Here is a 24,854-nt window from a genome sequence, read left to right as displayed (position 1 = left end):
ATGAAGTCATTACAAAAAATAGCTTCCAAAAATAAGTTAAGTTTAGGACTCGTATTTCCACTAGAATCGTATCAGGGAGCAATAGCAAAAATGGAAAACCAAGAAAAACTTGCAAAAAGAGCTGAAGAACTTGGTTTTAAAGCGCTATGGTTCCGTGATGTTCCATTTCATGATCCTTCTTTTGGTGATGCAGGACAATTATATGATCCTTGGATCTATATGACTCACATGATGAATCAAACTAAAGATATTATGCTCGCTACAGGAAGTATAATTCTTCCCTTGCGACATCCAATTCATACAGCAAAATCCATCCAAAGTTTACAACACCTATCTAAAGGAAGAATTATTATTGGTGCCGCATCAGGAGATCGTCCTATAGAATATCCAGCATTCAACTATAAACTACATGAAAAGAGCGAACTGTTTCGTGATAGTTTTCAATATATAAAAGCATTACAAAATGATTTTCCAGCACATCAATCTAGATATTATGGTATAATGGATGGCAGAATTGACTTACTTCCAAAATCAGAGTATACGACTCCAATGCTAGTAACTGGTCATTCTGGACAGTCTCTAGATTGGATTGCAAAAAATGCAGATGGCTGGTTATATTACCCAAGAGATTTTGCTTTCTTACAACGTACTATGTCTGATTGGTTAAACGCTTTAGAAAAAAACGAACAACCTTGGAAACCTTATATGCAATCTCTATACATTGATTTATTAGAAGATCCTGAAGCAACTCCAAAGGGAATTCATTTGGGATTCCAATCAGGAATATCTTACGCTATAGAACATCTAAAAACTTTAGAATCCTCTGGAGTTAATCATGTAATTATTAATCTAAAATACGGGTCCAGACCTGCGAGTGATGTAATAGAAGAGCTAGGAGAAATTGTAGTTCCCCATTTTAAATAAGAAGATGATAAGCAACCTAATTTGTTATCACTGCAAACTCTCCTTTTAAAGGATCTAAATATTTCAATAACATTGGAATTAGTTCCTCTCCATATTCTAAATACATTTCAGAAAAATTTGTAGTACGTTCTTGCAAACTCTGGTTAGGAAATAATTCATTTTGAATATTAGTTAATCTACCTACATGATCTTTTAGCTTTAATCGCTGAGCTTTTAGCAATCTCTTTTCTAACATATCTAATCCCTTAAGTTGTTTCACTTCTTGCGCTTTTACCGCATTCTTGAAGGTAACATCCGTTTGCTCGGCTAACTCATACATTGCTTTAAACTGCTCTTTTAAATGATTACGTTGCGGATCAAAATTGATATCTATATTAGATATTTGTCGTACTTTTCTATTAATAAGCTCATGTTGTTTTAAAAATAATTCTGTGGTGGTTACAGCTAATTTTTCAATTTTCGCAGATTGTTTTGCTGTTTGCATTAATACAGAATTACGCAACAATAACATCGGGAATGGAATCTGAACATTATCAAAATAATCCTTGAGCTCTAACCAATATGCTAGTTCTCCTCCACCACCGATATAACAAAGGTTTGGTAAAATAACTTCTTGATACAGTGGTCGCATCATCACGTTGGGACTAAACTGTTCTGGAGTATCCTGAAGCTTTTGTAATATTTCGTTCTTACTCCAAACGATATCAGTATCATTTACATAATAACTCCCTTCCTTTTCAATAACTCTTTCTCGAATACCTTCAGAGAGGTAAAACAAATTAATTTCGCGTGGGTTTACCTGTATTTTATATCCTTTTGCAGCTAACTTTTCAGCTTTTGGTAAAACATTTTTGTAAGAAACTTGTTCTTCTAGTTCTTTTTGCACAAAAGGAATAAACAATCGTTTCAATTCTTTATCATCTCCATCTACAATAACTAATCCATATTCTCCAAATAATTCATTTGCCAAATATCTAGTTGCATCCGCCAAATTATGATGATTTAAATATGCTTCCTGAAATAAAGACCTCAACTTTTCTGCATTCCGGCCAGATCCTAATTCGGCCGAAAATATTTCAAAAACTTTATCCAAACCTTCAGTTTCAAAAACTCCAACAGCTCCTCCGTCTGGTCGATTCCATTGAATCTTTTTTCCTTTGAAATTAAAATAATTAATCTCGTCAAAATCATGATCTTCAGTGGCCATCCAATATACAGGCACAAAATCATAATTAGGATATCTTTCTTTTAAAGTAATTGATAGATTAATTGTAGAAACTATTTTATATAAGAAATATAAAGGACCTGTAAACAGGTTTAATTGATGCCCAGTAGTAACTGTAAATGTATTGTTATTAGATAGCTTATCTAAATTCTCTTTAGTACTCGCAGACACTTTAAAGTCTTCATATTGAGCAATTAAAGATTGTTGTAAAACAGAACGATTTTGATCAGAAAATGACTGTTGTTTTTCTAAAATCTGCGCCTCGAAACTTTCTAATTTAGGAAATCTATGATAAAAATCTTTTAGCTCGGCTTTTTCGTCTAAGTAATCACAAATAAATGAAGAAAAGTAATTTGTTTTTCTAAACGGAATACAGTCACTTGGCATAGGGTGTTCTTTTTTGATCGATAAATATACAAGAGATTGTTATTGCATGGATTATTTTATATTTTTTTTAATAGTAAAAGCAGAATTTACCAGAACACATTACTTTTGAAAACAGAAATATTAAGAATAAGGATATCTTAAATACTAAATTTTAGTTAATACAATATATATCCTAAATTTAAGGCGGTATTTTACCAAAATTAAAAACTCATCAATGAAAAAAACACTCTTCACACTACTATTTATTGTTTCTTCTTGGGCATATGCTCAAAATACACTTCAATCGCCAGCGCAATTTCTTGGTTATGAAATTGGAAGTCAATTTACACGTCATGCAAAGGTTATTAATTATTTCAAGCATGTTGCTGACAACTCTGATTTGGTTACTTATCATAAGTATGGAAAGACTAATGAGAGAAGACCTCTAACCTATGCTATCGTAACTAGCAAAGAGAATCAATCAAACATAGAAAACATAAGATTAGACCATCTTAAAAATACTGGAATTGTTAGTGGTAATAGTACGCCAAAAGTTGCGATAGTTTGGTTGAGTTATAATGTACATGGAAATGAAGCTTCAAGCACAGAAGCTGCTATGACAACTATTTATGAATTAATAACCACAAAAAAAGATTGGCTACAAAATACAGTGGTTATTATAGATCCTTGTGTAAATCCAGATGGTAGAGATCGATATGCTAATTGGTACAATCAAGTAAAAGCAACACCATATAATACGGATCAAAATGCTACTGAACATAATGAACCTTGGCCAGGCGGAAGACCAAATCACTATCTTTTTGATTTGAATAGAGATTGGGCATGGGCTACACAGGTAGAATCTTACAGTAGACTAACTGCTTATAACAAATGGATGCCTCATGTTCATGTAGATTTCCATGAACAAGGAATTAATGAACCTTATTATTTTGCTCCAGCAGCAGAACCGTTCCATGAGATCATAACTCCATGGCAGCGTGATTTCCAGACTCAGATAGGAAAAAATCATGCAAAGTATTTTGATGCAGAAGGTTGGTTGTTTTTTACAAGAGAACGTTTTGACCTATTATATCCTAGTTATGGTGATACCTATCCTACTTTTATGGGAGCAATAGGAATGACTTACGAGCAAGCTGGGCACGGTCGTGCCGGTTTAGGGATCCAAACCGATGAAGGATATGTTCTTACTTTAAAAGATCGTGCACTACATCATACTACTACTGGATTATCTACGGTAGAAATATCTTCCAAAAATGCGGAGAAATTAAACACTGAATTTAAAAAATTCTTTAATAATGCCGCACTTAAATATAAAAGTTATGTATTGAATGGAACTGCCGATAAGATCAATGCTTTAACTGAGTTATTGGACAAACATGAGATCAAATATGGGTATACAAATAGTGCAAAAATATCTGGTTTTAATTTTAGGGAAAATAAACAAGGTAGTATAGATGCAAAAGGTGCTTTGGTCGTAAGTACGGATCAACCAAAAGGTAAAATGGTAAAAGTATTATTTGAGCCAGATGCAAAGTTAAATGATCCTCTTACTTATGATATTACCGCTTGGAGCATCCCGCATGCTTATGGTTTAGAAGCTATCGCTTCTACTTCATTAATACCAGCAAATGCAACAAAATCTTCTGTTAAGGCTAATAATACTGCTAATACCTCTGGTGCTGGATATATTTCTAAATGGAATAGTATGGACGATGCTGCTTTCCTAGCAGAACTATTAAGAAATAAGATAAAAGTTAGATTCAGTGAGAAAGATTTCACTAATAATGGTGTACAATTTAAAAAAGGAAGTCTTATCATTACTAAAAGTGATAATCGTAAAACAAAAGATTATGACAAAACGGTGATTAATATTGCTAGCAAACATAATAGAAAGTTACACGCTGCAGCAACCAGCTTTGCTAATAATGGAGTAGACTTTGGATCACCAGATGTAAAACTAATTAACAATCAACGTATAGCTGTATTAAAAGGAAATTACACCTCATCATTAAGTTATGGTGAGATTTGGCATTTCTTTGAAAAACAGCTTCAATATCCCATTACCTCTATTGATACTGATTATTTTAAAAGAGTAGATTTAAGCAAATATGATGTGCTAATACTACCTAATGGTTATTACGGTGGTTATTTAGATCAAAGCGCTCTAAACAAACTAAAAAGTTGGATTAGAAGTGGAGGAAAAGTAATTGCAATTGCCAATGCAGTGAGTGCTTTTGCCAATAAAGACGGATTTGATCTTAAGCACAATAAACCAAAAGAAAAGAAAAAAGATTCTTTAGGAAATCTAATTCCTTATGATAAACGTGAGCGAGAAAGCGTAAAAAACTTTATAACAGGAAGTATCTATAAAACCAAAGTTGATCCATCGCACCCATTAGCATTTGGATATAGCGACACTTATTTCAGTCTTAAATTAGGAAGTAGTTCTTATAAATTTCTCCAAAACGGATATAATGTTGCCTATATGCAAGAGCCTACAAGTGTTTCTGGGTTTTCTGGAAAAGATGCATTAAAAGGACTTAAAAATTCATTAGTTTTTGGAGAGGCTAGAATGGGAAGCGGAAGTATTGTTTATTTAGTAGACAATCCTTTGTTTAGATCCTTTTGGCAAAATGGAAAACTATTTTTTGTAAATGCTATATTCCTAACCAACAATAATAAGTTTAGAATTTAGCATAAACGACTTACTCAATATATTCAATTTATGAATGCTCAACACATCTCAAAAATATTTAAGTTATTGATCTGTTCCCTGATCATAACAACTAGTTGTAATAAAAAGAAAGAAAGTGTGGAAAATTTACAACCTGAAACTACTGATACAGAAAATACTTTATTAAAAGAATGGACAGGACCTTATGGAGGAGTTCCCGCCTTTGACAAAATGAAAATTTCAGATATCAAACCAGCTTTAGAAAAAGGAATAAAACTAAATCTGTCAGATATTGATGCTATTACTGCAAACCAAGAAAGTCCAACTTTTGAGAATACAATCGTACCATTCGAAAAGTCTGGCAAAGAACTTAATAGAGTTTTTACTTACTATGGTATTTTAAGTAGTAATCTATCCTCTCCTGAATTTAGAGAAATTCAGAAGGAAATGGCTCCAAAATTATCAGATTTTCGATCTAAAATCTCACAAAACAAGATATTATTCCAACGAATAAAATCAGTATACGATAATTCACAAAAGGAACCATTAGAAGACGATCAACAAAGAGTAGTACAATTAATTTATGAGCAATTTGCTATGAATGGAGCTGAATTGGATGAAGAAAAAAAGAAAAGGTACGCTGCTATTAACAAAGAATTATCGGAGTTATACACCAACTTTTCTAATAACATTTTAGCAGACGAAGAAGGGTATGTAACTTACTTATCCAAAGATCAATTAGGGGGATTATCAGATCCTTTAATTAAAGCTTATGAAAAAGCTGCTAACGATAGAGGGAAACAAAACTTGTATGCGGTTACGAATACTAGATCTTCAATGGATCCTTTTCTAAAATATTCTACAGAAAGAAAGTTACGAGAGCAGGTTTGGAAGAATTATTATTCTCGCGGTGATAATGGAGATGAAAAAGATAACAATAATAATATTGCAAAAATATTACAGCTTCGAAAAGAGCGTGTTGGATTGTTAGGGTATGATAACTATGCAGATTGGAGATTACAAAACCGTATGGCAAAAAACCCCGAAAATGCAATGAAGCTAATGAACGAGGTATGGCCGGCTGCCATTGCACGCGTAAAAGAAGAAGTATCAGACATGCAAGCCATTGCTAATAACAATAAAGATGATATTACCATAGAACCTTGGGACTATAGATATTATGCAGAAAAAGTAAGAAAGCAAAAATATGATCTTGATTCTGATGAAGTAAAACAATATCTACAATTAGACAAACTCAGGGAAGCGATGTTCTTTGTGGCAGGAGAATTATTCAATTACAAGTTCACTCCAGTTGCTGAAGGAAGCGTTCCTGTTTTCCATGAAGATGTACATGTTTGGGAGGTAAACGATAAATCCTCTGGAGAGCATATTGGTCTGTGGTATTTAGATCCTTTTGCAAGAACAGGAAAACGTTCTGGAGCTTGGGCTACAACTTATAGAAGTCATACTACCTTTGATGGTAAAAAAACTGTTTTAGCCTCTAATAACTCTAATTTTGTTAAACCTGCTCCTGGAGAACCTGTCTTAGTTTCTTGGGACGATGCAGAAACATTTTTTCATGAGTTCGGTCATGCGCTACACTTTTTCTCTTCTGAAGTGAGATATCCTACATTAAACGGTGGTGTACGTGATTACACAGAATTTCAATCACAATTATTAGAGCGTTGGTTAGCTACAGATAAAGTTATCAATACATATTTAGTGCACTTTAAGACCGGCGAACCTATGCCAAAAGAACTGGTTGAAAAAGTTAAAAAAGCAGCTACCTTTAATCAAGGTTTTGCCACCACCGAATATCTAGCTTCCGCTTTGATGGATATGAAATTTCACTTAGCTGACCCAACTAATATTGATGTAGATGCGTTCGAAAAAGAGACTTTATCCGAACTAAAAATGCCTAAAGAGCTGGTAATGCGTCATCGTACTCCTCATTTTGGACATGTATTTTCTGGAGAAGGATATGCTACAGCCTATTATGGATATATGTGGGCAGATGTTCTCACAGCCGATGCCGCTGAGGCATTTGCAGAAGCTCCTGATGGCTTTTATGATAAAGATCTGGCAGCTAAACTGGTAAAATATCTTTTTGCTCCTCGTAACGCTATGGATCCTGCAGAAGCTTATAAGCTATTTCGTGGTAGAGAAGCTAACATAGAAGCGTTAATGAGGGATCGTGGATTTCCAGTCAGCGGAAATTAAAATTAGTATTTTTAATTGAGACTCATAAAAAACTGAAAGATGATGAAAGAATCAAAGATTACAACTAGAAGAAAGTTCATTAAAGGATCATCAATATTGGCAGCAGGTATTGCTACTACTCCATTGATGAGTTTTACAAATGAAGCAGTTCTTCCAGACACCACGGATAACATCTACTTAGTTGGTCCTCAGAAAGGGTACTCTCCTCAGATTGGCACTCTATTATCTACTATGACCATGATGAGAGCTTGGGTTATCAGAACCGTAAAAGATCTTACCATAGAACAATTAGATTTTCAAATAGATGAACAATCTAATTCTATTGGTGCTATGTTATTACATCTAGCAGCTACAGAAAGATACTATCAACTTAATACTTTTGATGAAATTCCTTGGGGTAAATGGGATGAGGACATTAAAAAAGAATGGGATATCGCAAGTGGTTTAGGCAAAAAAGGAAGAGAAATAATTAAAGGAAATCCTATTAATTATTATCTCCAAACGCTTAAAGAAATAAGAGAGGTCACCAAAAAAGAATTTGCAAAAAGAGATGATACATGGATCATGAAATCCGAACCTTTTTTTAGTAATCAACCAACTAATAATTATGCAAAATGGTTTCATGTATGTGAACATGAATCTAATCATAGAGGACAGATAAAGTTTATTATAAAAAGGCTTCCTACCTAATTAAATAAATGGAAAAAAATGTGCAATTACAACCTGAAAAAATAATCAATACGATTTCATTATTAGAAAAACGTATTCATGATAGATTTCCTAATTCAGGTTTAGAAAAAGTATGCCGCAACTTTTTACACGTAGCACTAGATAGTAAACAGAATATAGAATGGATCTCTAAACCAAATATATCCTTAAGAATTTTTGCATATCTGGTTATTCTTGTAGGATTAGGTGGATTGGTATATAGTGTTACCTATATTAATTGGGAAATTGAAAATACAACTTTAGGTAATATTGTTTCCTTATCTGAAGCTATATTTAATGATATTATTTTGATAGGAGCGGCAATTTTCTTTCTTATTTCCTTAGAATCTAAGTTAAAAACCAAAAGAGCATTAAAAGCACTCAATGAATTAAGAGGAATTGCTCATGTTATCGATATGCATCAACTCACTAAAGATCCTAACCTAACTGATAGTAATAATACATCTACTGAAAATTCTCCAAAAAGGACTTTAACAAGGTTTGAGCTACAGAGGTATTTAGACTATTGCTCAGAAGCGACAGCATTAGTAGGAAAAGTAGCAGCTTTGTACTCACAGAGTCTTCCAGAAGAAACAGTAGTACATGCTGCAAATGAAATAGAAATTTTAACGACTGGATTGAGTAGAAAAATATGGCAAAAGCTTATTATTTTAAATGATTCAACTCCAAAAAAAAATAAACAAGCGTAAATTCATCAATTATGAAAACAACTAAATCTTTATTATGGGTTTTTATATGTACTACCCTTATCGTTTCTTGCAAAAAAGACACTCCTGTTACCGAAGATAAGGTTGCTAAAGAAACAAAAGAATTTAAAGTAGATTTCGAGAAATTCACTTTGGATAATGGATTACAGGTTATCTTTCATGTTGATCGTTCTGATCCCGTAGTTGCAGTAGCGTTAACAGCACACGTTGGTTCAGCTAGAGAAATAGAAGGAAGAACAGGTTTCGCACACTTGTTTGAACACTTGTTATTTCTAGAATCAGAAAACCTTGGAAAAGGAGGATTGGACAAAATGAGTGCAAGAATTGGAGGTTCTGGAGCTAATGGATCTACCAGTAGGGACAGAACAAATTATTTCCAAACAGTTCCGAAAGATGCGCTAGAAAAAATGATCTGGGCAGAAGCAGATAAATTAGGGTTCTTTATTAATACCGTTACTGATCCTGTGCTAGCCAAAGAAAAACAAGTTGTAAAAAATGAAAAACGACAAAGCATTGACAATCGTCCTTACGGACATGTTTCCTATGTTATAGGTAAAAACCTTTTCCCAAAAGGGCATCCATATAACTGGCAAGTAATTGGTTCGTTAGAAGATCTTCAAAATGCAACTTTACAAGATGTGAAAGACTTCTATAACAAGTGGTATGTCCCTAATAATGTAACCCTTACTATAGCTGGAGATTTTGATACAGCCCAAGCAAAAGAATGGGTTCACAAATATTTTGATGAGATTAAACGTGGAGAAGACATTACTCCCTTAAAAAAACAACCTGTAACGCTTTCAGAAACTAAAAAACTATATTACGAGGATAATTTTGCTAGACTTCCTCAATTAACAATGACCTGGCCTGCAGTGCATCAATATCATCCAGATTCTTATGCATTACAAGTGTTATCAAGCTATTTATCCGAAGGAAAGAAAGCACCTTTTAATGAGATAATAATCGATAACAAGCAGTTGGCTCCGAATGTCACTATGTTTCATTTTGGTTCGGAATTGGCTGGTGAATTTAGATTACAAATCCGAGGGTTCGAAAAAGTAAACTTAAATGATATCGACAAGGCTGTACAAGAAGCTTTCACAAAATTTGAAGCAGAAGGAATCTCACAGAAAGATTTAGATCGAATTAAAGCTGGACAAGAGACCAACTTTTACAATGGTTTATCTAGTGTGTTAGGAAAAGGGTTTCAACTAGCACAATATGAAATTTTTGCAGGAGATCCTGGATTTATAAATCAGGATGTAAAAAACATACTTGCTGTTACTACGGATGATGTAATGCGAGTATATAACCAATATATAAAAGGAAAACACTTTGTAGCAACAAGTTTTGTTCCTATTGGACAAACTGATCTAATTCTTACAAACTCTACAGTTGCAGAAATAGTGGAAGAAAAAATAGTAGAAGGAGCAGAAGAAAATTTTGATCCTAGCATAGCAGCTACTTACGAAAAGACTCCGTCTAGTTTTGATCGATCTCAGGAACCACCTTATGGAGAAACACCTAAAGTAACAATTCCTGAAGTTTGGGAAGATAATTTGACCTCTGGACTCAAAGTATATGGAATTCAAAACGATGAAGTTCCTTTGGTTCAGTTTAGAATAGATATTAAAGGTGGTTTACTACTAGAACAAGCAGATAAAGTAGGTATTTCGAACATGCTTGCTCGATTAATGATGAAAGGAACTAAAAACAAAACCACTGAACAATTAGAAAATGAAATAGAAAGTCTTGGAGCGATAATAAATATGTATGCTACTGATCAAAATATTAGTATTAGTGGTAGTACTTTATCTAAAAACTACGATAAAACCATAAAATTAGTTCAAGAGATTATTCTCGAACCTAGATGGGATGAAAAAGAATTTGAACTCATAAAACAAGACATCAGCAGCCAATTGCAACAGCAAAAAGCAAGTCCGAGAAGTATCGCTACTAATGAATTTGCGAAACTAATCTATGGTAAAGATCATATTCTCTCCTATAATAATTTAGGATCAGAAAAGACCATAAAAGAAATTACAGTAGAAGATCTAAAAAGTTATTACAATTCCAATATTTCTCCATCGGTTACAAAAATTCATCTAGCGGGAGATATTTCTAAAGATCAAGTAAGCGCTTCGTTATCAGAATTGAATAAAAACTGGGATGTTAAAGAAGTGGTATTTCCAGAGCTAAATACTCCAACTGCTCCAGAAAGGTCTCGCGTTTACTTTTATGATGTGCCAGGAGCTAAACAATCCATGATACGTTTTGGATATCCGGCAATGGCTGCCACAGATAAAGATTTTTATCCTGCTACAATTATGAACTACCGACTTGGTGGCGGTGGATTCGCGTCTCAACTTACACAACAATTAAGAGAAGGAAAAGGGTATACCTATGGAATAGGATCTAGATTTTCTGGAACTACAATTCCCGGATCTTTTTCAATTTCTAGTGGTGTACGTTCTAATGTTACCTATGAATCTAGTAGTTTGGTAAAAGAGATTTTAGAAAACTATGGTAAAGATTACAACGAAAATGATCTGGAAATAACAAAAAGCTCACTTATAAAAAGTAATGCAAGAGCATTCGAAACCCTAGGTGCCAAATTAAATATGCTTACTAATATAAGTACTTTAGGATATGCTAAAGACTATATAACTAAACGAGAATCTATCGTAAATGAGATGACAGTAGATCAGATTAAGTCATTAGCTAATCAATATCTTGATCCTAATAAAATGATATACTTAGTTGTTGGTGATGCAAAAACACAGCTAAAGAAATTAGAAGAACTTGGATATGGAACGCCTATACTGTTGAATGAAAAAAATAAAAAAGTAAAAGATTAAGATAATAACCAAAAAAGGTAAAGTACCAACAAAATCAGATAGTACAGTAAGAGCTTAAATAAAATATCTTAATGAGATAACTATAGTATAATTATATAAATAATGAATATTGAATCTTTTTATGGTACGCTTCTTTTAGAATTCAATAAATATTCACTGATCAAAAGGCATTTGTCCAAAATGGCAGAACGAATGTTAGAAGGTATTATAGCTCAGGAAAATATTATTTATAAAGAAGTAAACAATTATCATCCTAAATATTTAGGCATATCAATAGAAGAATTAAAAACAATCAATTACACCATTGATGATTGTAGATCAACCATTGCTAATGAATATGGTTTTCAAAACTGGAAAACAGTTTCACAATCAAATATCCGTTACGATGTAGTTTTTGAAAAAGCAGTAAACCAACTCATCAATGGAGATTTTGATGCTTTAAAGCGCACAATACATGCTCATCCACATATAATATCTAAAAGATCTAATTATGGACATCAGGCAACTTTGCTACACTATACCGCTAGTAACGGTGTAGAAATGTGGAGGCAGAAAGCACCAAAAAACCTCCCGATGATTACTGACTTTTTAATAAACAAAGGCGCTAATGTAAACGCTAAGATGAAAGTTTATGGTGGCTACTACGATACCTTAAGTTTATTAAAATCTAGTATTCATCCATTTAATGCAGGTATTGCAGACGAAATGATTATTATTTTAGAAAAGGCCATGTAAGCGTTAAAATAAAACTTCAATCTGATTCTTAAGTTAATATTACTCTTTCTACCTGGTCAAATCAATGTGCTAAAAGTCAATTTTTAGGTAAAAAAGTTTAATGATTGACGTTTTCATGAATGAATAAGATATAAAATCCACTATTCCTATCTACTATTAAAGTATTTTATCAAACTCTTAATTAACGACTCGATAATAAGGGAATAAATTATCTAAGTAGAGTTCTGGAAAAATTCATATATTTTAAACAATTATCACCTATTAACCTATTTTAATAATAATTATTCAAAATTAACGTATTTTAAGGGTTCTATATTATCAAATTGTTAATTACAGGGATTTTTCATTTTTACCTGATTCTTAATAGAAACATCAAAAAACTGAACATAATTCACCATTTCGTTTCAAACTGATGATGAATTTTAAAATTATATTCATTTTTATTAGAAACTAGACACTGGAATTTTACCGAAATCCCCATGAATAAAGGGCTGTTAAGATAATTTTATGATTTCGGATTAGATTTTTGAATACATTTGCCCCGGTTTTTAAAAAAGCAGATAACAACATATCACAAAACATAAAAAACTTTTATTAAAATGATTAAAAAATTCCCATTTCTAGTTATGATAGCTTTAGCAATAACATCATGTGAAAGCTCATCCGTAGAAGACGAAGTATTCAATGTAGATACTGAAATAGAAGTATCTGAAGATGAAGATGTCGAGATCATCGATGTTCATGAAGACAATACATACGGTTTAGGAAACTAAAATAAAATATCCTCAAAATAAATTTAAACAAAACAGACATGAAAAAAATCGCATTTTTATTAGTATTAGCTTCAATTTTTGTTGCTTGTGAAAACGAATCATTCGAAGACGCAGTATTTAACGAAGATACTACAACTGACACAGAAGAAACAACTGACGGAGAGCAAGACGGAGAAGAAATTACTGTTGGAAACCAATAATAAATAAGGTTCTCTTTTACAATAGAATTAACCAAAATATAGAAGTACAATTACTTCGACAGGGAAAGCATTATAGCTTTCCCTTTTTTATTTTATAGATATCAAATAAAAGAATTCTTAGAAAGAATAATTATCTTAAATAACACATAAACCTAAACAAAAAGAAAAGTAAAACCTGTATATTAAACAGCAATTTCTATATGAAAAATTGAATTCAATTAAAACATACCAGCTAAACGACACCCAAAATGATCAAATAACCTTTGACATAAAGAAAATGGAGGATATTTATGATCATAAAAATGGTTTAGTTGATGCTCCCCACAGACATGATTTTTATATTATCCTATTAGTTTTTAAAGCAAAAGGAACCCATGTTATTGATTTTAATGAATTTTTGTTAGAAAATAATCAAGCATTTTTCTTGAGTCCGGGACAAGTTCATCAAATGATTGAGCTTGAAAAATCATTTGGCTGGGTGATTACTTTTTCGAGGCAATTCATGATAAAAAATAATATTGATTATCGATTCATAGAAGACATTAATTTATTCCAGGATTATGGATACACTCCGCCCCTTTCATTAAATAAAATCCAATTTGAACAGTTAAACCGGTATACTCAAGAAATTTTTGAAACCTTTAATTCTGAGTCTAAATTTAGGTTAGCTGCAATCGGTGCATGGATAAAGTTATTCTTAATCTATAGCAACAATATTTGTAGTACCCATCCAAAAGACCCACAGCAATTACAAACAGGATCACTAATTTTAACATCGTATAAAGAATTAGTAGAAAAACAGTTTGCTTCGTGGCATAAAGTACAGCAATACGCAGAAGCATTACACGTAACTCCAGATCATCTTAACAGAACTATAAAATCACTAATCGGAAAAACCGCCAAAGAATATTTACAATCTAGAATTATTATTGAGGCAAAACGGCTTTTGACTTTTTCAGAAAACTCCGCAAAGGAAATCGGTTATGGATTGGGATTCACCGAACCCGCTAATTTTAGTAATTTCTTTAAAAAGTGCACAGGTCATTCTCCTACAACTTTTAGGAAGAATAGATAAGATCGGATTTTTACAAGGTTCTTACGTATTCTCATATTCTAACTACATCCTTAAAAGATGAAATTTGTATAGAATATAAAATGAAAGGATATATTATGAAAACGATCATGCATAAATCAGAAACAAGAGGAACAGCTAATTTAGGATGGTTAAACTCTCATCATTCTTTTAGTTTTGGAAACTACTACAATCCAGAAAGGATGAACTTTGGAGCTTTAAGAGTTCTTAATGATGATATTGTATCTGCCGGAATGGGGTTTGGAAAACATCCACACGATAATATGGAGATCATATCTATTCCTTTAGAAGGAGCTTTAGAGCATAAAGACAGCATGGGAAATACTACCGTTATCAAAAAAGGAGACATACAAGTCATGAGTGCCGGAACAGGAGTATTTCATAGTGAGTACAATAAGAACTCCGATAAAGAAGTGAAATTTTTACAAATTTGGATTACCCCTAACCAAAGAAATGTAACTCCGAGATACGACCAAATTACCCTAAATGATGAGGATTTAAAAGACAATTTATACCAAATTTTGTCTCCTAACGATGATGATGATGGTGTATGGATACATCAAAATGCTTGGTTCCATATTGGTCAATTTAAAGAACAGCATATCGAAAATTACACATTGAAAAATAACAAAAATGGAGTTTATATTTTTGTTCTTGAAGGTAATATTACCGTAGAAAAACAGGAGTTAGAACAAAGAGATGGATTAGGTATATGGGATACAAATGAAATTAAAATTGAATCTAAAAGTGCTTCTAAAATATTAGTAATGGAAGTGCCAATCACACACTAAATTATAAAGTTATGCAACTAATACAAAATCTAGAATGGCGATATGCCACCAGAAAGTTTGATCCCGAAAAAAAAGTTTCAAAATCAGACTTAGAAAATATCAAAAAAGCAATTTCTTTAGCTGCCTCCTCCTACGGACTACAAGCTTATAAGGTATTGATCATTGAAGATCCAGAAATTCGAAAAAAATTACAACCAGAATCTTGGGGGCAATCACAAATTGTAGACGCTTCTCAACTTATTGTTTTTTGTAATTATACAAATGTAGATAACCAAGTAATCGATGATTATTTAAAGTTAAAAGCAGACATCCAGAATTTAAATCTCGAGGATCTAAAAGGTTATGGAGACTTTATGAAATCGAAAATCACCGAATTACCTGATGAGATAATGAAAGCTTGGACAGCTAAGCAAACTTATATAGGTCTTGGAAATCTGCTAGCAGCATGTGCAGAGTTAAAAATTGACGCTTGTCCTATGGAAGGTTTTAGTCCAGAAGGATATGATAGCATTCTAAATCTATCGGAGAAAGGGTTATCTGCTGCCGTAATTGCCACCATAGGATATCGTTCTGAAGAAGATATGACTCAACATAGTAAGAAAGTTCGAAAACCAATACAAGAACTATTCGAAACTATATAATCTTATGATGATTATAAATTAATTCAAAACGAGGTTTACACTTAGTTGTAAGCCTCGTTTTTGTTTGTGAGACAAAGGGGTTCTATTCTTAGCTAAGCTATTTTAAGCAAATGATAAATTCAACATGGAAATAGAAAAGAAATAATGATCATATAAAAATGAGGTTCGAATATTATCAAATTGTTAATTATGCATTTTTTTAAAGTAAAAGCTGTATTGAACTTATTCTAACAAAAAACCAAAAACAATACACCAATATCAACATTTTCAACACTTTATTGCAGATATCTCACCACTGATAATCAATAGATTGCAAAAAATCGACTTTAATTTTTTGTTACGAACACTGAAACTCTTCCTCTAAGCTGAAATTCAACAATTTATGTTTCTTTTTTAAATACTTTTGCGCTCGAAATAAAATTAAATTAAAAATAAAGCGTTTACTATAAAACTTTGTCCCTTAATAAAATAAAGACATAAAGTTCTCTTTAGATTTGAATTAGCCAAGAAAATATTAAAGAGCATTTACGCAACAAAATCGAGGATAGAAATTATCCTCGATTTTTTTTATCTTTAAGTTACACTCTTCAAAAGCTCTTGGAAATGTTAAAACAAATAGTTTCTATATTCTTCCTATTATCATTTTCGCTAATTTCTTCTCAGAAGAGTATTGATCATAAGTATGCTGAGTTCAATTTTTGGATTGGAGAATGGAATGTATACAAGCATAATACTGACACAATAGTTGGAAAAAGTAAAATAGAAGCAATTATTGATAATAAGGTTATCAAAGAAACCTATCATGCTACAACATCCAAGTTTAAGGGAACCAGTTTAAATAAATATAACCCTAGAACAGATCAATGGGAACAATTTTGGGTAGATAATTCTGGGCTAACACTTCATATTACTGGAAATCTAAACAATGGTAAGATGATTTTAGAAAACACAATCAACTTACAAAAAAATAACACCCTATCTAATAAAATAACTTGGCAACAAAATGAAGACAAAACGGTTCGACAAATATGGAGTCAAAGTAAAGATAAAGGTAAGACGTGGAAAGTTATATTTGATGGAGACTACAAACCAATAGTAGATAATTAAACTACAACTTCTCCATACAAATCAAAATCCTCAGCATCATATATCTTAACAGTCGTATATTCCCCTGTTTTTAAATAAAACTTAGAAGCATCTATTAATACTTCGTTATCTACATCTGGAGAATCAAATTCTGTTCTACCAACAAAATACTTCCCTTCTTTTCTATCGATAACTACTTTAAACTCTTGTCCTATTTTTTCCTGATTAAGCTCCCAAGAAATTTGAGATTGAATCTCCATAATTTCATTAGCACGATCCATTTTCACCTCTTCAGGAACATCATCTTCCAAGTTATATGCATGTGTATTTTCTTCATGAGAATACGTAAAACAACCTAGTCGTTCAAAACGCATTTCTTTTACCCAATCTCGCAACGTTTCGAAATCTTCTTGTGTCTCTCCTGGATATCCTACAATTAAAGTCGTTCTGATAGCCATATCAGGTACCGCTGCTCTAAACTCTTTAAGTAATTTAGTTGTTTTCGCTTTGGTAGTACCTCTTCGCATAGATTTCAGAATTGGATCTGCAATATGCTGTAGCGGAATATCAATATAATTACATATTTTAGGTTCTTCTCTCATTACTTCCAAAACTTCCATTGGAAAACCTGTAGGAAATGCATAATGTAAACGAATCCATTCTATACCATCTACGTTGACTAAAGCCCGTAGTAAATCTGCTAACTTCCTTTCTTTATAAAGATCCAACCCATAATATGTTAGATCTTGCGCTATTAGAACTAGTTCTTTTACACCATCGGCCGCAAGTTTTTCTGCTTCGGTTACTAATTCCTCTATAGGAGTGGATTTGTGCTTACCTCTCATTAAAGGAATTGCACAAAAAGAACAAGGACGATCACATCCTTCTGCTATTTTTAAATAAGCATAATTTTTAGGCGTTGTTGTTAATCTCTCTCCAATTAATTCATGCTTATAATCTGCTCCCAAGGCTTTTAATAAGCCAGGAAGTTCAGTAGTGCCAAAATATTGATCTACATCAGGAATCTCTTCTTCTAAATCAGGCTTATATCTTTCTGATAAACAACCGGTAACAAAAACTTTATCAACGATACCCTGATCTTTTTTCTGTACATACTCTAAAATAGTGTTTACAGATTCTTCTTTTGCATTAGCAATAAAACCACATGTATTGATGACTACTACATTTCCTTCTTCTTCATGAACAACTTCTTTGTTGTTTGCCTTAAGTTGTCCCATAAGAACTTCGCTATCATACACATTCTTACTACAACCTAATGTCACTACATTGATCTTATTCTTCTTTAAAGTCTTTGTTCTCATATCGTTTGAATCAATCTAACCGGTTCTATTAAAGGTGTGCAAAGATACAATGAATAACTAAAGTTTAGTATATAATTGCAACAACTCTCTTCTGAAAAACAATAAATAATTTAAACCTTTTGTATATTGTAGCGTCTAAATCTACATATATAATCAAAATACGCTATGAAGAAAAAGATATCCCCTATCCTTTTTCTGGTATTTTCTTGTATTTTTTCTTGTTCAAGTGATTCAGAAGAAATGTCCATTGAAAATCCAGATCCTAATCCAGATCAAGTTTCTTTATATTTCCCACCTATTGATTCTGAAGAATGGGAAACGGTATCCATATCAGATCTTGGCTGGAATTCCGATGCTGAAACAGATCTTTACAATTTCCTTGAAGAAAAAAACACAAAGGCTTTTATTATTCTAAAAGATGGTAAGATAGTAATAGAACAGTATTTTAATGGTGCCACAGCTACAGATAATAACCCTTGGTACTCAGCTGGAAAAACCCTGACATCATTTATGATAGGATTAGCACAGCAAGAAGGATTATTAAACATAGAACAATCGTCTAATACCTACTTGGGTGATCAATGGGCAACAATTACATCTGATCAAGAAAATAATATCAGTGTAAAGAACCACCTGACCATGACTACTGGTTTAGACTATAATGTAGCCAATCAAAATTGTACCGATCCTAACTGTTTAACATATCTAAATGAAGCTGGATCCTTTTGGTACTATCATAATGCTGCTTATACGCTATTATCGGATATTATTACAGGCGCTACAGGAATGGAATACACGGACTATTTTGATACTAAAATCAAAAACAATATAGGAATGAATGGCACATGGCTGAGTCTTGGGTATGCTAATGTTTATTACAGCACAGCCAGAAGCATGGCTCGTTTTGGCTTATTAAACTTAAATAAAGGAACTTGGGAAAACACTCCTATTCTTACAGATCTATCTTATTTTACGGAAATGACAAATAGCTCACAAAATCTTAACCCTTCGTACGGATACCTATGGTGGCTCAACGGAAAATCCAGTTTTCGTGCACCTTCATTCGAAACCGAATTTCCGGGAGAGCTTATGCCAGATGCTCCAGATGATCTTTTTGCTGGTTTAGGAAAAGACGATCAAAAGCTATATGTAGTACCTAGTCAGAATCTTGTAATTGTTCGTATGGGAGATGATACAGGAGAAGCTCTACTAGGCCCTTCTAGTTTTGATAATGATTTATGGATTAAAATTAATAAACTAATGAATTAATTATACTTTATTGGTGCTCGACGTTCTTTTGCAATTTGTTCATACGCAAATGCCAATGCTAACAGTTTATGTTCAGAAAATGACTTTGCAATAAAAGTTAAACTCTTAGGTTCTCCTTTATCAGTATATCCCATCGGAACCGTTATAGCAGGATATTTGGCCACAGCAGCATATCCTGCATGATAATTATTTATAGATAAAATCGCATCCAAATTATGAGTATCTATATGTGTATCGAAATAACTTCTAGAAACACTTTGTAAATTCTCCTTGATCGTTTTCAACTCTTTCGTTGTAGTACTATCACTCACAATTCCCTCTAACAATGCTTGACCATATGGCATTCTTATCAATGAGTCTTGTAAATTAAATGCAATAATATCTTCGATAGTTTTCGTCCCAATATTATCGCTTGCATACTTAGCTATATATTGTGGTAGATCATGTTTCATGTCTATATTTAAAATCGTCAAGAAACCAGGAAGTGGTGTGTTCTCAGGTTCTAACTCCACTATTTCTGCTCCTGAATTTTTAATTTTTTCTACTGCTCTAGTATAGAGGGAATCTGTAAGATAGGATTTCAAAACACCAAACTTTTTTCCTGCTAAGTTGGTATTTGTAATTTTTGGCAAGGAAACTGTTTTTGCCTTAATAGAAGCACTATCTGTAGTATCCTTACCTACGAGTGCATTGTATAAAATCACATTATCAATCACTGATTTTGTCATTGGACCTGGAGTATCTAATGTACTGGAAATAGGCACAATTCCACTTCTACTAAAAACTCCAATCGTAGGCTTTAATCCTACTACCGAGTTTTGACTCGATGGCGATAATATAGAACCACTAGTCTCTGTTCCAATAGCTGCTACACAAAAATTAGCCGCAACCGTGACTCCACTTCCCGAACTAGAACCTCCAGATTCGAAAACCATTCTTCCATATGGATTCATTGTCTGTCCGCCAATTGCACTATATCCTACTGGACATCCAGAACAGAAAAAATACGCCCACTCACTTAGATTTGCCTTCCCCAGTAACAAAGCTTTTTTTTCTAACAAACGAGTAGCAATAAAAGCGTTTTCAGCATTATTGTTTTGTAAAGCAACAGCACCTGCTGTTGTAGGCATACCTTTGGCATTGATATTATCTTTAAGCAAAATTGGCATACCATAAACAGAGTGAATATCTATATTAGATGTATCCATTTTATCTAATTCTCTTGCTTGCTCAACGACCAAAGGATTAAGTGCAATAATACCATTGAGAGAAAGCTGATTATCACTTTCATATTTTCTAATTCGATACAAGTAAAAAAATACTAATTTCTCATAAGTAAGCTTTCCTTGTTTTATACTTGTTTGTAAAGAAGGAATATCCTTCTCTAAAATAAGAGGTTTTAAAGCATTATAATCTTCTTCAGAAAAATAATCCAATTCCGATTCTAACGGCCTCCAAATCTGGTTTTTATCTAAAACTTTGGAGTTAACCAGTTTTAGATGCATACGTGACTGTTCTAAATCAAGCGTTGCCTTTATATCTTCAGATTCATCATAAGGTTGCCATGTTACCCTAGGTTGTTTAGTAATTACTTCTAGATTAGTTTCTTTTTTACAAGAAGAAAAAAGAGAAATTGTGATAAGAAGACTTATTATTCTATACATCATGAGTTTGTGTGTTTACGGAAATATCCTCTCAAAATAACAAAAAGGGACATTGTAATCTATAACAATGTCCCTTTTAACTATTTTGTAACAGAACTTTAGAAAGATGCTCTAAAAGTAGCATTGGGCGTGATTCCTAGTGCTGAGTTCATAACCTCCTGAACATTCCCTTCATTAATAGTATAATAAGAACTGATAGTATTATTAATGTCGGAGAAATTCCAAACGGAAATACCAGCATGACAATCTACTTTTTGTGATAATTTAAAGTCATAGGTAGCAGATATATCAAATCGCATATATGCTGGTAATCTATCACTATTTGCTGGATTATAATTAATTTCATCATCCACTATTTCATTTGCCAAAACAGGTATTGTAGTTGGCAAACCTGAATGCCAATTAAGGCCTGATGATATTTTAAGATCTTTATACGTATAAGCTACTCCAAAAGTTATGGAATGAGTTATATCAATATTATTAGGAAATTTATTTTCTTGAAAATCTGGAAAAGTGTAATTATTATCAACGAACGAGTAACCTAACCAAGAACTTAGATTGTGAAATCTTTTATTGACTAAAATATCTAAGCCAGTTACCGTATAATCGCCTGTTGCTTGAGTAAACTCGTATTGATTCTGAAATCCTTGACTTCTAGCTGTGATTCCTTCTACCAGCTTATAGTAAGCTTCTGAACTCACTAACCACCCTTTTTGGTTATAGCTTACACCTAACGATGCCTGTTTACTAGTAACGACAGGAATGTCATCATCATTTGACAGAATCCAACGTCTTTTTTCAATTCCTAAAAAATCATTCTGAAAATTAATAATCTGAGAAGTATTTTGATGTTTAAATTCTCCCAGAATCTCTAAATTGAAATAATCAAAAAATCTTTGATTATAGCTAATTCTAGGCTCAATAAAATGTTTCTTAAATTTTTCATTATACGTATACCTAACTCCTAGCATCAAAGAGTTTTTAAGTTCGGATCCCTGATATTCAGCTTGTGAGAAAACACTATGATTACGGATAACTCTGATTTGATTTCGCCTGAATATAGGATCATCTACATCATTTAGATTAGAAACACCTGTTTCTATAAATTGATATCCATTTTGCCATTTAATATTATTTCTAAACCTGTAATTGGCGATTATTTTGGCACCTGTTTCTGAGACTATATTCTCTTGTAAAAATCTTTGCTGGTTAGGAATGTTTACATTCACTGCTTCTAATTGATAATCCGTTTCATAAACTTGGAGGGTAGTATCAAAGTTCGGATTCCAATTTCTTTGATACCAAAGTCCTCCTGCGAAACTATTCTGTATCAAACTACTTTGTCTCGAAATATCTACTTCATTAAGGACATCATTTTCTGTAAAAACTAACTCATTAGAAATTCCCAAAAAATTTAATCTAATTTTATCTTTCTTTGATATTTGCCAATTCCACCTCAGATTTACATCATAAAAATCAAATCCGATATCGGTTTCATTAACTCTACCTATCTCACTATCTTGCGAAATCCTTTCAAAATATTTTTCATAGGTAGGAGTTTCAATAAAATCGTTTAATGCTTTTCTGGCGGAGAGTTGTAGTGACGACTTTTTACCTATTGGAATATCCGTAAAAATATCAGCGTTGATAAGATTTAAACCTATTGTAGTTTTAAATTCTTTGTTGATTGTATCATCTGTATTGATTAAAATAGTTCCAGATACACCATCTTGCAATGTTGCTGCACTTCCATTTTTAATAACTGTCGCGTTATTGGTAATAGAAGGATTAAAAATTGAGATCATTCCAAAAAAATGACCTGATTGATACATTTTAATTCCATCCCAAAGAATAAGGTTTTGATCATTAGTTCCTCCTCTAATATTGATATTAGATACCGTTTCATCAGTGCTTTGAATTCCGGGTAACGCCTGAATGGTCTGTAGCACATCCGTTTCTATCAAACCCGGCAGAATACCAAACTTATCGTAATCAATACGAAAAACACCTTGATCCGTTTTATCAATACCTTTAACCAAATAATTTTTTATTGTAATTTCACCTAGCGTTTCGGTTTTAGGAATCAAAAATACCGTAGCGCATTCTTCATTTTTTTCAAGATTAAAAACTTTATTAATTGTCTGAAATCCTAGGTGCTCGATTACAACTTCTTCTTCGCTTCCAACTTCTAACCTAAAAAATCCATTTTGTTCGGTAACAACTCCTAACTTTTCTGTTCTTACTGTAGCTCCAACCAAAGGTTCTTTAGTCATATAATCTTTTATATACCCACAGACGAATAAACTTTCCGTTCTTTTATTAATCACAATAAAATTGTCATTAATCACCGTAAAAGTTAATCTGGTTTGTTGTTGCAACGACGCTAATATTTCCTCTAACGAAAGGTTTTCTGGGGTATCATTGACAAAGATATCCTTTATCGTATCGTCGGCATAAGTAAACTGGTAAGAAAACTGTGTTTCTAGTTTTTCTAAAACTTCTAATAAAGGTTTTTGATTGTTTTTTTGCTCATTTTGAGCATTTGCTGGAACCAAAAATAAAATACTGCATACTAATAAAAGTAATACAATACTACTCTTCTTTTTTACGTAAAGTGATGTTCTTGTTGGTATCAATAGTATAGTTCAAATCTAAAGGTAAAGTTATAGATTTTAAACCATCTTGCATATTATTATGAACAAAACCTCCAGTAAAAAAGCGTTTTGTATCAATATTTTCAGCATTGACAGTAACATCATACTGCCTCTCAAACTCTTTAATTACCTGGTAGAATGGAACACTTTTAAAACTGCTAACATTGTTTAACCATTGGGGACGATTAAAATCAACAGTTTCAAAAGTTGTTATTCCATCTACAATACGCAAAGTACTCCCCGCTGGTAGGTTTCGGGAGTCTTTTGCATGTTTTACATTCACAAGACCTTCATAACAGATCACTTCAAAAAAGTTAGCTCTGTTTTTTACACTAAACTGGGTTCCCAGAACAGTAATCTTGCCTTTTTCCGTTACTACATCAAAAGCAGAACCTTTCTTTACTTTGAAAAAAGCTTCTCCTTTTAAATGCACTTCTCTTTTATCTTTCCATTCATTTTTGTTAAAAACAATTTCCGATTTAGCATTCAGGACTACTTCAGAATTATCCGGAAGTTCTAGCGAATGCTTTTCACTGGCTAATGTGGAAAAAGTTTGATCATTGTTAAGAAAGAAAAAGTAAGAAACACCCAACACTATCGTAATTGTTGCTGCGATTTTAAACAACATTTTGTAATCAAAAGATTTTCTAGAAGTAGTATTCTCATTGTTTCCCTTACTAGAATACAATTCCTCCATATTAGCTTCTTTAGAAACATCAGGTGCTTTAAAATACTGTGCCCCTTCAATTATTTTGGAATGCATTGCGTAATCATCCATTTTTTTGAAGGTCTCCAGTTCAGCTTCCGTAAGTTCGTCTGCTAACCACTTTCGTACTAAATGTTCTTTATTTGTTTTCATATCTTCTTACATATAGATAACAACTAACTTTTAAAAACTCCTT

19 protein-coding genes are annotated in these 24,854 nt (G+C 32.6%); 14 read left to right on the top strand and 5 right to left on the bottom strand.

The window, feature by feature from the left end; translation table 11 throughout:
* Positions 1-924: an LLM class oxidoreductase gene (locus Q1B37_RS12140; RefSeq protein WP_299898953.1), complete on the top strand. Its 924-nt coding sequence runs from the start codon at positions 1-3 to the stop codon at positions 922-924.
* Between the two features lie 16 nt (positions 925-940).
* Here Q1B37_RS12140 and bshC read toward each other — a convergent pair whose 3' ends face one another.
* Complete coding sequence (bshC, locus tag Q1B37_RS12135) at positions 941-2,536, bottom strand: bacillithiol biosynthesis cysteine-adding enzyme BshC (protein WP_299898951.1); 1,596 nt, start codon at positions 2,534-2,536, stop codon at positions 941-943.
* A 214-nt stretch (positions 2,537-2,750) separates the two neighbouring features.
* On the opposite strand from bshC, the gene Q1B37_RS12130 reads away from it, so the two are divergent.
* The 12 genes from Q1B37_RS12130 to Q1B37_RS12075 all read left to right on the top strand — a co-directional run bounded on the left by Q1B37_RS12130 (position 2,751) and on the right by Q1B37_RS12075 (position 17,064).
* Positions 2,751-5,231, top strand: a complete 2,481-nt coding sequence (locus Q1B37_RS12130; RefSeq protein ID WP_299898949.1) for a M14 family metallopeptidase — start codon at positions 2,751-2,753, stop codon at positions 5,229-5,231.
* 30 nt (positions 5,232-5,261) lie between these two features.
* Positions 5,262-7,430: a M3 family metallopeptidase gene (locus Q1B37_RS12125; protein WP_299898948.1), complete on the top strand. Its 2,169-nt coding sequence runs from the start codon at positions 5,262-5,264 to the stop codon at positions 7,428-7,430.
* Positions 7,431-7,469: 39 nt separating this feature from the next.
* Positions 7,470-8,120 (top strand): DinB family protein, encoded by a 651-nt coding sequence (locus tag Q1B37_RS12120; RefSeq protein ID WP_299898947.1) that lies wholly within the window; start codon positions 7,470-7,472, stop codon positions 8,118-8,120.
* A gap of 8 nt (positions 8,121-8,128) precedes the next feature.
* Positions 8,129-8,848, top strand: a complete 720-nt coding sequence (locus Q1B37_RS12115; protein ID WP_299898946.1) for a hypothetical protein — start codon at positions 8,129-8,131, stop codon at positions 8,846-8,848.
* A gap of 11 nt (positions 8,849-8,859) precedes the next feature.
* Positions 8,860-11,724 carry a pitrilysin family protein gene (locus Q1B37_RS12110; RefSeq protein WP_299898945.1) on the top strand — a complete coding sequence of 955 codons (2,865 nt, stop codon included), beginning with the start codon at positions 8,860-8,862 and terminating at the stop codon, positions 11,722-11,724.
* A gap of 102 nt (positions 11,725-11,826) precedes the next feature.
* On the top strand, positions 11,827-12,459 hold the full coding sequence (locus tag Q1B37_RS12105; RefSeq protein WP_299898943.1) for a hypothetical protein: 633 nt from the start codon (positions 11,827-11,829) through the stop codon (positions 12,457-12,459).
* A 626-nt stretch (positions 12,460-13,085) separates the two neighbouring features.
* Entirely contained in the window at positions 13,086-13,232 is a 147-nt protein-coding gene (locus Q1B37_RS12100) for a hypothetical protein (RefSeq protein ID WP_299606779.1), read from the top strand.
* A 38-nt stretch (positions 13,233-13,270) separates the two neighbouring features.
* Positions 13,271-13,432, top strand: coding sequence for a hypothetical protein (locus Q1B37_RS12095; protein WP_299606777.1), 162 nt, complete (start codon positions 13,271-13,273; stop codon positions 13,430-13,432).
* A 208-nt stretch (positions 13,433-13,640) separates the two neighbouring features.
* Entirely contained in the window at positions 13,641-14,507 is an 867-nt protein-coding gene (locus tag Q1B37_RS12090) for an AraC family transcriptional regulator (protein WP_299606775.1), read from the top strand.
* Positions 14,508-14,602: 95 nt separating this feature from the next.
* On the top strand, positions 14,603-15,316 hold the full coding sequence (locus Q1B37_RS12085; RefSeq protein WP_299898941.1) for a pirin family protein: 714 nt from the start codon (positions 14,603-14,605) through the stop codon (positions 15,314-15,316).
* Positions 15,317-15,327: 11 nt separating this feature from the next.
* A complete protein-coding gene (locus Q1B37_RS12080) occupies positions 15,328-15,957 on the top strand; it encodes an NAD(P)H-dependent oxidoreductase (RefSeq protein ID WP_299898939.1) in 630 nt (209 codons plus the stop codon).
* Positions 15,958-16,560: 603 nt separating this feature from the next.
* Positions 16,561-17,064, top strand: coding sequence for a hypothetical protein (locus Q1B37_RS12075; protein ID WP_299898937.1), 504 nt, complete (start codon positions 16,561-16,563; stop codon positions 17,062-17,064).
* Here Q1B37_RS12075 and rimO read toward each other — a convergent pair.
* The gene (gene rimO, locus Q1B37_RS12070) at positions 17,061-18,365 is read right to left on the bottom strand and encodes a 30S ribosomal protein S12 methylthiotransferase RimO (RefSeq protein ID WP_299606767.1); all 1,305 of its coding nucleotides are present in this window, start codon (positions 18,363-18,365) and stop codon (positions 17,061-17,063) included. The genes Q1B37_RS12075 and rimO overlap by 4 nt on opposite strands.
* Positions 18,366-18,530: 165 nt before the next feature.
* On the opposite strand from rimO, the gene Q1B37_RS12065 reads away from it, so the two are divergent.
* On the top strand, positions 18,531-19,634 hold the full coding sequence (locus Q1B37_RS12065) for a serine hydrolase (protein WP_299898935.1): 1,104 nt from the start codon (positions 18,531-18,533) through the stop codon (positions 19,632-19,634).
* Here Q1B37_RS12065 and Q1B37_RS12060 read toward each other — a convergent pair.
* The 3 genes from Q1B37_RS12060 to Q1B37_RS12050 form a co-directional block, all read right to left on the bottom strand.
* Positions 19,631-21,301 carry an amidase family protein gene (locus Q1B37_RS12060; protein WP_366944320.1) on the bottom strand — a complete coding sequence of 557 codons (1,671 nt, stop codon included), beginning with the start codon at positions 21,299-21,301 and terminating at the stop codon, positions 19,631-19,633. The two genes, Q1B37_RS12065 and Q1B37_RS12060, sit on opposite strands and share 4 nt — an antisense overlap.
* Before the next feature lie 95 nt (positions 21,302-21,396).
* On the bottom strand, positions 21,397-23,934 hold the full coding sequence (locus Q1B37_RS12055; RefSeq protein WP_299898933.1) for a carboxypeptidase-like regulatory domain-containing protein: 2,538 nt from the start codon (positions 23,932-23,934) through the stop codon (positions 21,397-21,399).
* On the bottom strand, positions 23,891-24,811 hold the full coding sequence (locus Q1B37_RS12050; RefSeq protein WP_299898931.1) for a FecR family protein: 921 nt from the start codon (positions 24,809-24,811) through the stop codon (positions 23,891-23,893). The genes Q1B37_RS12055 and Q1B37_RS12050 overlap by 44 nt, the downstream gene beginning before the upstream one ends.
* Between the last annotated feature and the right edge of the window lie 43 nt (positions 24,812-24,854).

Origin of the sequence: uncultured Aquimarina sp. (assembly GCF_947492965.1) — a bacterium.
Classification (GTDB): Bacteria; Bacteroidota; Bacteroidia; order Flavobacteriales; family Flavobacteriaceae; genus Aquimarina.
The sequence above is the reverse complement of the archived record's forward strand: the minus strand, read 5'-3'. Positions and strand labels throughout refer to the sequence as shown.

What these genes read in the sequence shown, in the direction of transcription:
- Q1B37_RS12140 (WP_299898953.1), top strand. Translation starts at nt 1, where the DNA reads ATGAAGTCATTACAAAAAATAGCTTCCAAAAATAAGTTAAGTTTAGGA.
- bshC (WP_299898951.1), bottom strand. Translation starts at nt 2,536, where the DNA reads ATGCCAAGTGACTGTATTCCGTTTAGAAAAACAAATTACTTTTCTTCA.
- Q1B37_RS12130 (WP_299898949.1), top strand. Translation starts at nt 2,751, where the DNA reads ATGAAAAAAACACTCTTCACACTACTATTTATTGTTTCTTCTTGGGCA.
- Q1B37_RS12125 (WP_299898948.1), top strand. Translation starts at nt 5,262, where the DNA reads ATGAATGCTCAACACATCTCAAAAATATTTAAGTTATTGATCTGTTCC.
- Q1B37_RS12120 (WP_299898947.1), top strand. Translation starts at nt 7,470, where the DNA reads ATGATGAAAGAATCAAAGATTACAACTAGAAGAAAGTTCATTAAAGGA.
- Q1B37_RS12115 (WP_299898946.1), top strand. Translation starts at nt 8,129, where the DNA reads ATGGAAAAAAATGTGCAATTACAACCTGAAAAAATAATCAATACGATT.
- Q1B37_RS12110 (WP_299898945.1), top strand. Translation starts at nt 8,860, where the DNA reads ATGAAAACAACTAAATCTTTATTATGGGTTTTTATATGTACTACCCTT.
- Q1B37_RS12105 (WP_299898943.1), top strand. Translation starts at nt 11,827, where the DNA reads ATGAATATTGAATCTTTTTATGGTACGCTTCTTTTAGAATTCAATAAA.
- Q1B37_RS12100 (WP_299606779.1), top strand. Translation starts at nt 13,086, where the DNA reads ATGATAGCTTTAGCAATAACATCATGTGAAAGCTCATCCGTAGAAGAC.
- Q1B37_RS12095 (WP_299606777.1), top strand. Translation starts at nt 13,271, where the DNA reads ATGAAAAAAATCGCATTTTTATTAGTATTAGCTTCAATTTTTGTTGCT.
- Q1B37_RS12085 (WP_299898941.1), top strand. Translation starts at nt 14,603, where the DNA reads ATGAAAACGATCATGCATAAATCAGAAACAAGAGGAACAGCTAATTTA.
- Q1B37_RS12080 (WP_299898939.1), top strand. Translation starts at nt 15,328, where the DNA reads ATGCAACTAATACAAAATCTAGAATGGCGATATGCCACCAGAAAGTTT.
- Q1B37_RS12075 (WP_299898937.1), top strand. Translation starts at nt 16,561, where the DNA reads ATGTTAAAACAAATAGTTTCTATATTCTTCCTATTATCATTTTCGCTA.
- rimO (WP_299606767.1), bottom strand. Translation starts at nt 18,365, where the DNA reads ATGAGAACAAAGACTTTAAAGAAGAATAAGATCAATGTAGTGACATTA.
- Q1B37_RS12065 (WP_299898935.1), top strand. Translation starts at nt 18,531, where the DNA reads ATGAAGAAAAAGATATCCCCTATCCTTTTTCTGGTATTTTCTTGTATT.
- Q1B37_RS12060 (WP_366944320.1), bottom strand. Translation starts at nt 21,301, where the DNA reads ATGATGTATAGAATAATAAGTCTTCTTATCACAATTTCTCTTTTTTCT.
- Q1B37_RS12050 (WP_299898931.1), bottom strand. Translation starts at nt 24,811, where the DNA reads ATGAAAACAAATAAAGAACATTTAGTACGAAAGTGGTTAGCAGACGAA.